12 protein-coding genes are annotated in these 13,291 nt (G+C 66.3%); 8 read left to right on the top strand and 4 right to left on the bottom strand.

All coding sequences use genetic code 11. From position 1 onward, the window contains the following. The first annotated feature begins 78 nt into the window (after nucleotides 1-78). From QP512_RS02745 to QP512_RS02735, 3 genes are all read left to right on the top strand, one after another. Nucleotides 79-453, top strand: a complete 375-nt coding sequence (locus QP512_RS02745; RefSeq protein ID WP_286070893.1) for a DUF4124 domain-containing protein — start codon at nucleotides 79-81, stop codon at nucleotides 451-453. A gap of 573 nt (nucleotides 454-1,026) precedes the next feature. Then, nucleotides 1,027-2,730 carry a proline--tRNA ligase gene (locus tag QP512_RS02740; protein WP_286070892.1) on the top strand — a complete coding sequence of 568 codons (1,704 nt, stop codon included), beginning with the start codon at nucleotides 1,027-1,029 and terminating at the stop codon, nucleotides 2,728-2,730. 222 nt (nucleotides 2,731-2,952) lie between these two features. Beyond that, entirely contained in the window at nucleotides 2,953-3,336 is a 384-nt protein-coding gene (locus QP512_RS02735) for an H-NS histone family protein (RefSeq protein ID WP_005408004.1), read from the top strand. Nucleotides 3,337-3,445: 109 nt separating this feature from the next. Here the strand turns inward: QP512_RS02735 and QP512_RS02730 are convergent, their stop codons facing one another. After that, on the bottom strand, nucleotides 3,446-4,705 hold the full coding sequence (locus tag QP512_RS02730) for a threonine/serine exporter family protein (protein ID WP_286070891.1): 1,260 nt from the start codon (nucleotides 4,703-4,705) through the stop codon (nucleotides 3,446-3,448). Between the two features lie 93 nt (nucleotides 4,706-4,798). Here QP512_RS02730 and QP512_RS02725 point away from each other — a divergent pair, with 93 nt between their 5' ends. From QP512_RS02725 to QP512_RS02710, 4 genes are read left to right on the top strand one after another with little or no spacing between them, the layout of a single operon-like run. Next, the gene (locus QP512_RS02725; protein WP_286070890.1) at nucleotides 4,799-5,920 is read left to right on the top strand and encodes an ABC transporter permease; all 1,122 of its coding nucleotides are present in this window, start codon (nucleotides 4,799-4,801) and stop codon (nucleotides 5,918-5,920) included. Nucleotide 5,921: 1 nt separating this feature from the next. Continuing rightward, on the top strand, nucleotides 5,922-6,749 hold the full coding sequence (locus QP512_RS02720; protein WP_286070889.1) for an ABC transporter ATP-binding protein: 828 nt from the start codon (nucleotides 5,922-5,924) through the stop codon (nucleotides 6,747-6,749). A 3-nt stretch (nucleotides 6,750-6,752) separates the two neighbouring features. Continuing rightward, the gene (locus tag QP512_RS02715) at nucleotides 6,753-7,679 is read left to right on the top strand and encodes an MlaD family protein (protein ID WP_286070888.1); all 927 of its coding nucleotides are present in this window, start codon (nucleotides 6,753-6,755) and stop codon (nucleotides 7,677-7,679) included. Continuing rightward, the gene (locus QP512_RS02710) at nucleotides 7,676-8,317 is read left to right on the top strand and encodes an ABC-type transport auxiliary lipoprotein family protein (RefSeq protein WP_286070887.1); all 642 of its coding nucleotides are present in this window, start codon (nucleotides 7,676-7,678) and stop codon (nucleotides 8,315-8,317) included. Before QP512_RS02715 ends, QP512_RS02710 begins: the two co-directional genes overlap by 4 nt. Nucleotides 8,318-8,321: 4 nt before the next feature. Here the strand turns inward: QP512_RS02710 and QP512_RS02705 are convergent, their stop codons facing one another. Beyond that, nucleotides 8,322-8,909, bottom strand: a complete 588-nt coding sequence (locus QP512_RS02705; RefSeq protein WP_286070886.1) for an alpha-ketoglutarate-dependent dioxygenase AlkB — start codon at nucleotides 8,907-8,909, stop codon at nucleotides 8,322-8,324. Nucleotides 8,910-9,069: 160 nt separating this feature from the next. On the opposite strand from QP512_RS02705, the gene QP512_RS02700 reads away from it, so the two are divergent. Next, on the top strand, nucleotides 9,070-11,895 hold the full coding sequence (locus QP512_RS02700) for a rhamnan synthesis F family protein (RefSeq protein WP_286070885.1): 2,826 nt from the start codon (nucleotides 9,070-9,072) through the stop codon (nucleotides 11,893-11,895). On the opposite strand, the gene QP512_RS02695 is transcribed toward QP512_RS02700, so the two are convergent. Then, a complete protein-coding gene (locus tag QP512_RS02695) occupies nucleotides 11,892-12,521 on the bottom strand; it encodes a CoA transferase subunit B (protein WP_286070884.1) in 630 nt (209 codons plus the stop codon). The genes QP512_RS02700 and QP512_RS02695 overlap by 4 nt on opposite strands. Nucleotide 12,522: 1 nt before the next feature. Further along, nucleotides 12,523-13,254: a CoA transferase subunit A gene (locus QP512_RS02690; RefSeq protein ID WP_286070883.1), complete on the bottom strand. Its 732-nt coding sequence runs from the start codon at nucleotides 13,252-13,254 to the stop codon at nucleotides 12,523-12,525. Nucleotides 13,255-13,291: the final 37 nt, after the last annotated feature.

Raw genomic sequence — 13,291 nt, 5'->3', positions numbered from 1 at the left:
AATCCAGTTTAATCGACTTGCCAGTGCTCGGCGCCAATGCTGCAATCGGCGTTCTACGCCCATTCCGTGGAGTCTGCCATGCGTGCCCTGTCCTGCCTTGGAGGCCTGCTGCTGTTGGCCAGTGCCAACGTCGTGGCTGGCCCGGTCTATAAATGGAAGGACGCCAATGGCGTGACCCAGTACTCGGAGACCCCGCCGGCCGGCAGGAAATTCGAGACCCGCGAGCAGGCCCGCAGGCCGCAGGCCGCGGCCAGCGCCGAAGCCCCGGCCTCACCCGTGCCGGCGCCGTGCAGCACCGCCCGTGCCAACCTGGCCCTGCTGGAAGGGCCCGGCCAGGTGATGCAGGACACCGATGGCGACGGCAAGGCCGATGCCGCGTTGACTCCGGAACAGCGCAGCGCGCAGAAGGGATTGGCGGAAGCTGCCATCAAGGCGTACTGCCCGGCGGAGTGAGGGTATCGGCAGGGCTGCGCCCTGCACCCGCATCAAGCAACGGCAACGTCAAATGCCAAAGCGGCTCTGGTTTTCTACTGGTTTGGCGGGGCGGTGCGGGCTGGCAGGACACGCCGTAAACCCATCCTTGGGGGCTCGATGGCGCCATCCATGGCGCCAACGGTCCTGCCAACCCACACCGCCCCGCCCCTGACAGGTTCCTGGTGACGGTGGTAAATCCACGCCATGCGTGGATGAAATCTGTCGGATATCGAATTGAATCCGGGGTCAGATCCGTTTTCCTCCGGAAAACGGATCTGACCCCAATGGCTTTCCGACAAATCGCGGAAAACTGTCGAAGGCGGGGTGGGTCCGGTTGCGGGGGCGTGAGCGCCATGGATGGCGCGACCGAGCCTACAGGGACGTATTTACGGCGTCCCCCGCAACCGCCCCCCCCCGCCATACCACGGGAAACCCGCTGTTGCCGTTGCTGTTGCCGTTGCTCGAGGCGGGTGCAGGGCGCAGCCCTGCCAGTACCCCCCACCCCGGCCGGGCTGGCAGAATAGGCGTCTCTGCCGTTATCCGAAGCCGACGATGCGCCTCTCCCAGTTCCACCTGCACACCACCAAGGAAACCCCCAGCGACGCCGAGCTCACCAGCCACCGGCTGATGCTGCGCGCGGGCATGATCCGCAAGCTGGCATCGGGCCTGTACACCTGGTCGCCGCTGGGCCTGCGCGTGCTGCGCAAGGTCGAGCGCATCGTGCGCGAGGAAATGGACCGGGCCGGTGCCGTGGAATTCCAGATCCCGACCATCCAGCCGAAGGAACTGTGGGAGCAGACCGGGCGCTGGCAGAAGTTCGGCCCGCAGCTGCTGAAGATCAAGGACCGCAAGGACCAGGTGTTCTGCTACAGCCCGACCGCCGAAGAAGCCGCCTGCGACTTCGCGCGCAGCGAGCTGTCCAGCTACAAGCAGCTGCCGGTCAATTTCTACCAGGTGCAGACCAAGTTCCGCGACGAGATCCGCCCGCGTTTCGGCGTGATGCGTTCGCGCGAGTTCCTGATGAAGGATGCCTATTCGTTCCACCTGCACGATGAGTGCCTGGTGCGCGAGTACGAGAACATGAAGTCGGCCTACAGCCGCATCTTCACCCGCCTCGGCCTGGACTTCCGCATGGTGCAGGCCGATTCCGGTGCGATCGGCGGCGATGCCTCGCAGGAATTCCACGTGATCGCCGATTCCGGCGAAGACGCGCTGGTGTTCTCCACCGGCTCGGATTACGCAGCGAACATGGAAGCGGCGATTGCTGCCGATCCGGCCCCCCGTGCGGCCGCCGCTGAAGCTATGCGCAAGGTGGACACGCCCACCCAGAAGACCTGCGAGGACGTCGCGGCCCTGCTCGGCATCGACCTGCAGCGCACTGTGAAGTCGGTGGCGCTGGTCGCCGGCGAAGGCGAGGCACAGCAGTTCGTGCTGGTGCTGGTGCGCGGCGACCATGAGGTCAACGAGATCAAGCTGGCCAAGGTCGCCGGCCTGGACGAGCAGCGCTTCGCCAGCGAAGCAGAGATCGCCGAGTACCTGGGCAGCGTGCCGGGCTTCCTCGGCCCGGTCGCACCGGCCAAGGCCATCCGCGTGGTCGCCGACCGCGACGTGGCCGCGATGTCCGACTTCGTCGTCGGCGCCAACGAGGCCGGTTTCCATCTGGCCGGCGTCAACTGGGGCCGTGATCTGCCGGAGCCGGAAGTGGCCGACATCCGCAACGTGCGTGCCGGTGACCGCGCGCTGGACGGTGGCGAACTGAAGATCGCCCGCGGCATCGAAGTCGGTCACGTGTTCCAGCTCGGCCGCAAGTACGCCGAAGCGCTGGATGCCACCGTGCTGGACGAGAACGGCAAGGCCGCGGTGATGGCGATGGGCTGTTATGGCATCGGCATCTCGCGCGTGGTGGCTGCCGCGATCGAACAGAACCATGACGATGCCGGCATCATCTGGCCGGACGCGATGGCGCCGTGGCAGGTGGTGGTGTGCGTAATCAACCCGAAGGGCGACGCTGCCGTGGCCGACGCTGCGGCCAACCTGCTGCAGGAGCTGCGCGACGCCGGCCTGGACGCGGCACTGGACGACCGTGGCCTGCGCCCGGGCGCGATGTTCGCCGACATGGAACTGATCGGCATTCCGCACCGCGTGGTCGTGAGCGAGCGCGGCCTGGCCGCCGGTACCTACGAATACCGCTCGCGCCGCGCCAGCGAAGCGGAGAGCCTGGACAAGGCCGCCCTGCTGCAGCGCCTGCAGGGATGATCACGGAAAGACCGGGGCACGCCCCGGTCATTTTCTGCATACAAGCCACGCCGCCGATATTGCAGCAGACATAATCCGGTCAAAATCGACGCCATGCAGCCGGCACGCCGCCAAGCCCTGTCCTGCCTGTATTTGTGCTTGGAATAATTCATCTCTATTCTGTCCCGCGACGCCATGGACTGGCTCGTCCCGTCCACACATTAGTTTCCGGAGTAACCGTAAATGAGCATTGACCTGACCGGCCTGTCGGCACGCGAGCTGGGCGCCCTGATCCGCACCGCCAAGAAGCAGCAGACCATCGTCGCCAAGCGCCGGCCGATCACCAAGGTCCGGGCCCAGCTGACCAAGCTGGCCAAGACCGAGGGTTACACCATCGAAGAACTGTTCGGCGGTGCCCCGGCCCCGCGCGCGCGCAAGGCCGCCCCGGCAGCCAAGGCACCTTCCAAGACCGCTGGCCGCAAGCTGGGCAAGGTTGCCCCGAAGTACCGCAACCCGGCCAACCCCAAGGAAACCTGGACCGGCCGTGGCAAGCAGCCGCGCTGGATGGCCGAGCTGACCGCCAAGGGCAACAAGAAGCCGGAAGATTTCCTGATCAAGAAGGCCTGAGGCCAGATCGGGATGCAATGAAAAACGCCGGCGAAAGCCGGCGTTTTTTGTTTGTGGAGCCGAGCCCACGCTCGGCTGTCCATATCTGAAGCCGAGCATGGGCTCGGCTCTACAGGGTTTTGCGTGCCGGCATCAGCAGGTTGCCGAACAGCAGGCCGGCCACCAGCGCCATCACCACGTTGAGCACGGTGAGGAACACGCTCTGGCCGGCACCCACGTCCTGCTGCTGGACCAGGGTCAGCACGCCACGCAGGCTGGTGCTGCCGGGCACCATCATGATGATGCCCGGCAGGCGGATGATCGCGCCCGGGCGGCCCACCAGACGGCCGAACAGGTTGCCACCGGCGGTCAGCAGCATCGCCGACAGGAAGATGCCGGCCGGCGCGCCCCAGGCATGGCCACCAAACTTGGAAATCGCATAACCGGCCACCGAGGCGGCGATCACCCACGGGTAGTCGCGGCGGTTGGCCTTGAACAGCATCGCGAACGCGAACGCCGCGGTCAGCAGCGAGCCCCACTCCACCCACGGCCCCTGCGGCCGCGTGGCGCGGATCACCGGATCCAGGCCGAGCACATCCGCCAGGGTCACCGCGATCATCGCGCCGACGCTGAGCTTCATGATGGTCGTCAGCGCACCGGCAAAGCGCGCGGTGCCCGAGACCCAATGCTGGCTGGCCAGTTCGTTGACCGCATTGGTCAGCGACATGCCGGGCAGCAGCACCACCAGCGAGGCGATGATCACCGTGTTGAGGTTGAGCGCACCAACAAAGGACGCGACCAGGGTGGCGACCATGCCGGCCAGCAGCGCGGCCAATGCCTCGGCCGCTTCGCGGGTGGCGGGGCGACGGTCGGTGACCATGCCGAGCAGGCCGATCATCAGGCCGATGACACCGGCGGTGGCGATATCCAGCCACGGCAGCTTCCACATGCCGGCCACGCCGGCCGCGCCAAGGGTGAACGAAAGGATGGTGCGCAACTTGCCACGCCGGCCTGGGTCCTTGTCCAGTTGGCGCAGCGCGGTGTGGCCCTGGGCGATGCTCATCCGGCCGTTGGACACTTCCTCGGCGATGTGGTCGGCGACGCTGAGCTTGTGCAGGTCGTTCTCGCCGGGCGCCAGGCGGATCACGCGGGTGATGTCGCTGGAGCCGATGGCCTGCGCCGGATCGCTGAAGCTGAGGATGATACCGGTGGGATTCGACCACGGTTCACAATCCAGATCGAGCTGGCGGGCCAGTGCCACCACCGCCGCTTCCAGGCGCTGGGCCGTGGTGCCGTAGCTGTGCAGGCGTCCGGCGATCTCGGAAACAAAGGCCACGCGCTGCGCGTAGGTGGCCTGGGGCGTGGGGATCGTGTGAGCGTCTGCGGACATGCGCCGTAGTATTACCTACTGCCGGGCCGCACTGGATAAATTCATCCGGGTTCGACGCGATGCCCAGGACAGAACGGTTATGCTGCGACCCGAATGGCCCAAGTGACCCCGAACCACGCCCCCCAGCTCGAACAGGACGCCCATGACCCGGGCCTGATCCGCCTGTCCGGCACCTGGACCCTGAAGACCGCGCTGGCCGCGGCCGAAGTCCTGCGCGGCGTTCCAGATGCGCTGACCGGCATCGATGCCACGGGTATCGAGAAGATGGATTCGGCCGGCGTGCTGCAGGTGCTGCGCGTGGCGCATCGCGCCGATCTGGGCGAGGACGCACTGAAGTTCCGCCCGGACCACCAGGCACTGGTGTGCACCATCGAGGAAGTGGCCGACGACCGGCCCAAGCCCAAGCGCGACTTCGGCGTGCTGGCGGCGCTGGAGCGCCTGGGTGTCAGCGTCCACGCCACCGGCCACAACATCAAGGCGCTATGCAGTTTCCTCGGCGAGAACCTGGTCAAGGGAGCTCGCCTGCTCAAGGAACCCCGTCGCTTCCGCCTGACCGCCACCGTGCACCAGATGGAGCAGGTCGGGCTGGACGCGGTACCGCTGGTGGCGCTGCTGTCCTACCTGGTGGGCGCGGTGATCGCGTTCCTCGGCTCGACGATCCTGCGCGACTTCGGCGCCGAGATCTACGTGGTCGAGCTGGTCAACATCGCGTTCCTGCGCGAGTTCGCCGTACTGCTGACCGCCATCGTGCTGGCCGGCCGCACCGCCAGTGCGTTCACCGCCCAGATCGGTGCGATGAAGGCGCGCGAGGAAATCGATGCCATGCGCACGCTGGGCCTGGATCCGATCGACCTGCTGGTGCTGCCACGCTTGCTGGCACTGCTGGTCACCCTTCCCCTGCTGACCTTCATTGCCATGATTGCCGGTCTGGCCGGCGGCATCACCGTCGGTGCATTCGATCTGGACATCCCGCCGCAGATGTACATCGCGCGCATGCACGAAACGATGGAAGTGCGGCACATGCTGGTCGGCCTGTCGAAGGCGCCGGTGTTCGCGCTGGTGATCGGCCTGATCGGCTGCCTGGAAGGCCTCAAGGTCGAAGGCACCGCGCAGTCGGTCGGTGAGCGCACCACCTCCAGCGTGGTGCAGACCATCTCGCTGGTGATCATCATCGACGCCTTCGCGGCGTTGTGGTTCATGCACATGGACTGGTGACATGAGCACGTACCCGACGCCCGACGACATTCCCATGCAGGACGACGACGGCCACGACCTGGCCATCCGCGTACGCGGGCTGGTGAACCGCTTCGGCAGCCAGACCGTGCATGAAGACCTGGACCTGGACGTGCGCCGTGGCGAGATCCTCGGCGTGGTCGGCGGCTCGGGCACCGGCAAGTCGGTGCTGATGCGCTCGATCCTGGGCCTGCGTACGCCCGATGCCGGGCAGATCGAAGTGCTCGGCCGCGACGCGCGCGCCGATGATGCCGAGAGCCGGCTGCACATCGAGCGCAACACCGGTGTGCTGTTCCAGGACGGTGCCCTGTTCTCCTCGCTCACCGTGGGCGAGAACGTACAGGTACCCCTGCAGGAGCATCATCGCGAGCTGCCCGAGCGCTGGCATTACGAGCTGGCACTGCTGAAGGTGAAGCTTGCCGGCCTGCCCGCCGATGCGATCAACAAGCTGCCGTCGCAGCTGTCCGGTGGCATGCGCAAGCGTGCCGGCCTGGCCCGCGCGCTGGCACTGGACCCGCCGCTGCTGTTCCTGGACGAACCCACCGCCGGCCTCGACCCGATCGGTGCGGCCGCATTCGACCGCCTGATCAAGACCCTGCAGGAAGCGCTGGGGCTGACCGTGTTCCTGATCACCCACGACCTGGACACGCTGTATGCGATCTGCGACCGGGTGGCGGTGATCGCCGACCGCAGGGTGGTGGCCAACGCGCCACTGCCGGAGATCGAGAAACTGGACCATCCGTGGATCCAGGAATACTTCCACGGACCCCGCGCGCGCGCCGCACGGGGTGAACAGATCGAGAGTGCCTGAGCCATGGAAACCAAAGCCAACTACGTGCTGATCGGCGCGTTCACCCTGATCACCGGCCTGGCCCTGCTGGCCTTCGGCCTGTGGGCCGCCAAGTACTCCTCCGACCGCACCTGGCAGGAGTACCGCGTGGTGTTCCGCGAGGCGGTGACCGGCCTGTCGGTGGGCAGCCCGGTGCAGTACAACGGCATTGCGGTCGGTTCGATCACCGAACTGAACCTGGTACCGGACGACCCGCGCCAGGTGGTCGCACGCATCCGGCTGAACTCGACCACGCCGGTCAAGACCGATACCCGTGCCAAGCTGGCGATCACCAGCCTGACCGGCCCGTCGATCATCCAGCTCAGCGGTGGCACGCCGCAGTCGCCGGCGCTGACCACGGTCAACAAGGACCCGGCCCCGATCATCCCGACCACGCCCTCGGCGCTGCAGAACATCACCGACGTGGCCAACCGCATCGTCGAGCGCATGGACCAGATCCTCAGCGACCGCAACGTCGCCTCGATCAACGCCACGCTGGCCAACCTGGAGACGATCAGCGGCGGCCTAGCCGACCGTGACCAGGGCACCCAGGCGCTGCTGCTCAGCGCGCGCGATGCCGCGCGCAGCCTGGACACCACGCTGAAGACCACCAACGGTACGATCGAGCGCCTGGACAAGAACCTCGTGCAGCAGCTGCCGGGCATCATCGACAAGCTCGACGGCACGCTGGTCAAGCTCGACTCGGCCGCCGGAAATGCCGATTCGATCCTTGGCGAGAACCGTGCCGCGATCAACAGCTTCGCCAACGACGGCCTTGGCCAGCTGGGCCCGACGCTGACCGAGCTGCGCGGCCTGATCCGCGATCTGCGCCGGGTCAGCGACCGCCTCGAGAACAATCCCGCGCGCTACCTGCTGGGCCGCGACGCACCGAAGGAGTTCGAACCCCAATGAGCCCGACCCCCCTTCCGCGCCTGCTGCTGGCCGCTTCATTGGTCGCCCTGCTGGGCGGCTGCTCCATCCTTGGCAGCAGCGAGAAAACCGCGGTGACGCTGTACTCGCCCGCAGTACAGGTAAAAACTGATCCGGCGTGGCCGCAGGTCGACTGGCAGCTGGTGCTCTCCAAGCCCAGCGCCGCACGCATGGTCGACAGCCCGCGCATCAACGTGCGGCCGACGCCGTCGGAGATGGAGATCTACAAGGGCGCCAGCTGGGCACAGCCAGCCACCGACATGATCGAGGACACGCTGATCCGCGGCTTCGAGGATTCCGGCCGCATCCGCGGCGTGGCGCGCAGCACCGCCGGCATCCGTGCCGACTACAAGCTGTCCACCGATGTGCGCCGCTTCGAATCGGATTACCAGGGCCAGGCCACGCCGACCGTGGTGATCGAGGTCAACGCCAAGCTGATCCACGTCGCCGACCAGCGCGTGGTGGCCGACCGCACCTTCCGCCAGGCACAGCCGGTCGGCAGTACCGACGTACCGGCAGTGGCTGCCGCGTTCGAACGCGGCCTGCAGCAGCTGGCGCAGGACGTGGTCGGCTGGACGCTGACAAGCGGGCAGGCCGACCAGCCGACCGTTGCGCGCTGACCGATCAGCGCGGCGTAATCCAGCGGAACGTCAGGTTGATCCGTTCACCCTGCACCCGTGCCATCTTCGGCAGCGCGTGCTGGTAGAACCTCTGTGTCTGCCCCGCCATCACCAGTAGATCGCCATGGCCGAGCAGGTACTCGGCCTTCCGCGCCGGATCATCGCGCCGGCGCAGCAGGAAGCGGCGCGCCGCGCCCAGGCTCAGCGAAGCAATCACCGGGGTCGGCCCCAGCTCGGGCTCGTCATCGCTGTGCCAGCCCATGTAGTCGCCACCACCGCGATAGCGGTTCAGCAGCACGCTGTTGAAGCGGCCGATACCCTCGGTTTCCAGCCGCTCGCGCACGGCCAGCAGCGCAGGCAGCCACGGGTGCGGCACGAATTCAGCACCGGAATAGCGGTAGCACGCCTGCGGATCGCCAATCCAGCAGCTCAGCCGTGGCGAATCCACCCAGTTGCCGAACATGCGGATGCGGTGGACCTCCCAGGGGACTTCCTTCTGCAGAGCCAGCAGCAGCGCAGTGGCCGTGCCGGCGGGCAGCCAGGCGGATAGATGGCAGACGTCAGCGTCAGGCAGTTCAGGCGGGAACAGCATTGAACCGGGTACCGGACAGGGGCGACCACAAGCATGCCTGATTTGCCCGGTTCAGGCACAAACGGGAGAATGACAGGAAACTTCAGCGCTCCTGTCCAATGCACCTGATGCCGCGCCCCTCGTCCCTGACGCATCTCCCACGGCCCCGCAGAGGCCAGCCATGAGTTTCGGACGTTATCTCGCCACCGTGCGGCGGTCGGTACAGCGTCACGGTGGTGGTATCGCAGGCTTGGGTTCGGTGCTGCTACGCGCCCTGAAGGTGGTGCACGCCATGGGCGTACGCGGTTTCATTGCGCGCCTTCGCTCGGCCAGCGTCGTCCGCACCCGCGCCAGCGAACCCTTCGATGCGCCTGTGCTACCCGCACCGGTCCCGCTGGAACAGCTGCGTTTGAGCGTGGGTGTGATGGCGCACGTGTTCTATCCCGACCTGATTAACGAGTTTGCCACCACGCTGTCGCGTATGCCGCTGCGATTCACATTGCTGGTTTCGGTGATGGACGCCGCTGCCGAAGCACAGGCACGTGAAGCGTTCGGACGCCTGCCGAACGTTCAGACACTTGTTGTCCGCCAAGTCCAGAATCGTGGTCGCGATATTGCTCCTCTCCTGGTGACGTTCCGAGAAGAGATCAAGGCACTGGATCTGGTGTGCCATATCCACACCAAGAAATCGCTCTATACCGGTAGCGAACAGCAGACGTGGCGCCACTACCTGCTGGACAGCCTTCTGGGCTCGCGAGAGCGCATCGCCTGGATCCTGGGCACCTTCCAGGCCGACCCGAACCTGGGCCTGGTCTATCCTGAGAGCTACGTCGGTGTACCACTCTGGGCGCACACGTGGTTGAGCAATGGCCCTGCGTGCGACGCACTCGCGCAGAAGCTTGGAATCGCTCTGGACGCGCAGCGTTACATCGACTTCCCGGCTGGCTCGATGTTCTGGGCGCGGGTCGATGCGCTTCGGCCGCTGTACGATCTGAACCTTCCACTGGATGCCTTCCCTGTGGAACAGGGCCAGGTGGATGGAACGCTGCAGCACGCCGTCGAGCGCCTGTTTGGGGTCATCACCCGCCATCAGGGTTTCCGGCTGGGCATACTGCCACCCGATGGTCGCCTGGCTCTTGCTGCCGAAGGTGAACGTAATGTCGGTGAGGCACTTCAAACCGGCCTGTCTGATCGTTTGACGCTGGCCGCGCTGGATGCACGCATGGTCACGGTCGATATTTTCGATACGCTGGTCACCCGCGTGTTCCTGACTCCGACGGCGGCTCGTGAGCATCTCGCCTGGCGACTGGAGCGGCAGTGGGGCATAGGTGATTTCTCCCGGCACCGCGCCGACGCGGAAAGCTGCCTGCGCGAAACCTTGCAGCGGGACCCCACCCTCTCCGAGATCCACATCGAGCTCGCCGGGCGCCTCGCGTTGCCTGGCGTGGATGCGAACATGCTCGCCAATGCCGAGCGCCTGCACGAGCGCGCGATACTCAGGCCGCGGCAGGGTCTGCTGGCAGCGCTTGCAGATGCGAAACTGACTCCGCTGACGGCATTCTCCGACATGTACCTGTCCAGCGAGGACATGCGGCAGGTGTTGCCCGATGGGGTGCAGCGGCTCATTTCACGGTGGTGGATTTCCTGCGAGACCGGCCTGCGCAAGGACTCTGCCGACAGTTGGAAGCAGCTGGCGCGTCAGGAAGGGCGCGAAGATGGCCGCTGGCTACATGTGGGTGACAACGAACACGCCGACATCCAGATGCCACAGCTGGGCGGCCTGCTTACGCCCGTGCACGTGCTGCGCCCCGCCACCTTGCTGGACGTCGTACCGGGCCTTCGCCCGCTCCGCCATCCCCAGGGCACCCAGGCTCCATGGTCTGAGCAGCTCTGGCGCGGCCTGCTGGCAAACAGCTTCGCTGCGATCGCCGACACCTCTCCGCAGCGGCTGCTCGGTCGTCCGCAGCTCGATGCACGTACGCTGGGCTATACGGTCCTCGGCCCGTTGGTTCTGGACTTCCTGCTGCATGCCATCGACGTAGCGCGCCGCCACGGGGTGGACCACCTGCTGTTTCTGAGCCGCGAAGGCTATCTGCTGGAGCAGGCATTCACACGGCTGCAGGCTGCACACCCATTCGCCGCCACGATCAAGAGCAGCTACTTTCTGGCGTCGCGTCGGGCAACCCTGCTGCCCGCTCAGCGCGACGCCTCAGATCTTGCACTGCTCATGCAGGGCACGTTCAACGGGTCGCTGCGCGGCCTGCTGCAGGCACGGCTCGGCGAAGATGCCGCGGCACAGGTGGCCGCACTGCAGCCGGCACTGATGGAGCGCGACGTCTTCCTGCCGGAAATGGCCGACGAGGTACAGCGTTGGCTGCAGCCGGTCGGAGATGCGCTTCTGTCGCTGGCTGCCCGCCATCGCAAGGCCTATCAGGCGTACTGGGCCCGCACCGTCGGCTCATCGACGCCGATGGTGATCGATGTGGGCTACGCCGGCAGCATCCAGCGCAACCTCGCTCGCTTGCTCGGCACACCACTGGGCGGCTGCTACATGGCCCTGCGCGCGGGCGCCAGCGCGCTGGCATCGCAGGGCTGGGCCGAGGCACGGTACTTCGACGGCCGCAATGGCGGCAACGATGCAGACTCCCCCATCCTCGCCAATGACCTGCTGCTGGAGTCACTGCTGGCAGCTCCGCACGGCCAGTTCAACGGCTTCACTGAAAGCAGCGAGGGCCTGGATAGGCCCCGCTTCGGCTCCATTGAGCTCCCAACGTCCGCCCTGGAGATCCTCGCCGAGGTCCATGCCGGGACGCTGACCTTCATCGACGAAGCCTGCGATACGCTCCATGAGGACGTCGCCGAGCTGGTCCTGGACGCCGAGGGCGTCCAGGTTCCACTCCAATGCCTGGGCAATGGGCAATGGAATGCCGACCGTGTACTTGCCCAGCTCGCCACCGAAGACGGCTTCACGGGTCGTGGCACGGTCAGCGCGACCCCCCAGGACTAACGCTGGAACGCGACGCCGGTCTTTTCCTTCAACTCCTCATCACTGACACCCGGCGCCGCCTCCACCAGCTGCAACCCGGCATCAGTCACGTCGAACACCGCCAGGTCGGTGATGATGCGGTCGACCACGCCGAGGCCGGTCAGCGGCAGCGAGCATTCGGCCAGGATCTTGTGCTCGCCGTTCTTGGCGGTGTGCTCCATCAGCACCACCACGCGCTGCACACCGGCCACCAGGTCCATCGCACCGCCCATGCCCTTGACCATCTTGCCGGGCACCATCCAGTTGGCCAGGTCGCCCTTGTCGGTCACCTGCATGGCGCCAAGAATGGCCAGGTTGACGTGGCCGCCGCGGATCATCGCGAAGCTGTCATGGCTGCCGAAATAGCTGGCACCGGCGCGTGCCGTGACGGTCTGCTTGCCGGCATTGATCAGGTCGGCATCGACTTCGGCTTCGGTCGGGAACGGGCCGATCCCGAGCAGGCCATTTTCCGACTGCAGCCACACGTCCACGCCCTCGGGGATGTGGTTGGCGACCAGGGTCGGCAGGCCGATGCCCAGGTTCACGTAGGCGCCATCGGTCAGTTCGCGGGCGGCACGTGCCGCCATCTCGTCACGGGTCCACGCCATGTCAGTTGCCCTCCGCGCGGATGGTGCGCTGTTCGATGCGTTTTTCAGGATGCGCGTTGTGCACGATGCGGTGCACGTAGATGCCCGGCAGGTGCACCTGGTCCGGATCGATGGCGCCCACCGGCACCACCTCCTCCACTTCCACGATGCAGACCTTGCCGGCCATCGCGCAGGCCGGGTTGAAATTGCGCGCGGTCTTGCGAAACACCAAGTTGCCGGCTTCGTCGGCCTTCCACGCCTTGACCAGCGCCACGTCGGCGCGCAGCGCGGTTTCCATCACGTAGTGCTTGCCGTCGAACTCGCGGGTTTCCTTGCCTTCGGCCACCACCGTGCCGTAGCCGGTGGCGGTGAAGAACGCCGGAATGCCCGCACCGCCGGCACGCAGGCGCTCGGCCAGGGTGCCCTGCGGGTTGAATTCCAGTTCCAGTTCGCCGGCCAGGAACTGCCGCTCGAATTCCTTGTTCTCGCCCACGTAGGACGAAACCATCTTCCTGATCTGCCGGGTTTCCAGCAGCTGGCCCAGGCCGAAACCATCAACGCCGGCATTGTTGGAGATCACGGTCAGGCCCTTGGCGCCGCTGTCGCGCAGCGCCGCGATCAGTGCCTCGGGAATGCCACACAGGCCGAAGCCGCCCACGGCCAGCGTCTGGCCATCGGCGACCACCCCTTGCAGGGCCTCCGCCGCACTGGCGAAGCGCTTGCCGCGCTGGCCGGTGGAAGTCGATTGCTGCATTGCTGTACTACCCTGCACGTTGAGGATGCCCGCATTC

The sequence above is a fragment of the Stenotrophomonas sp. 57 genome (assembly GCF_030291075.1).
Lineage (GTDB): Bacteria > Pseudomonadota > Gammaproteobacteria > Xanthomonadales > Xanthomonadaceae > Stenotrophomonas.
The sequence above is the reverse complement of the archived record's forward strand: the minus strand, read 5'-3'. Positions and strand labels throughout refer to the sequence as shown.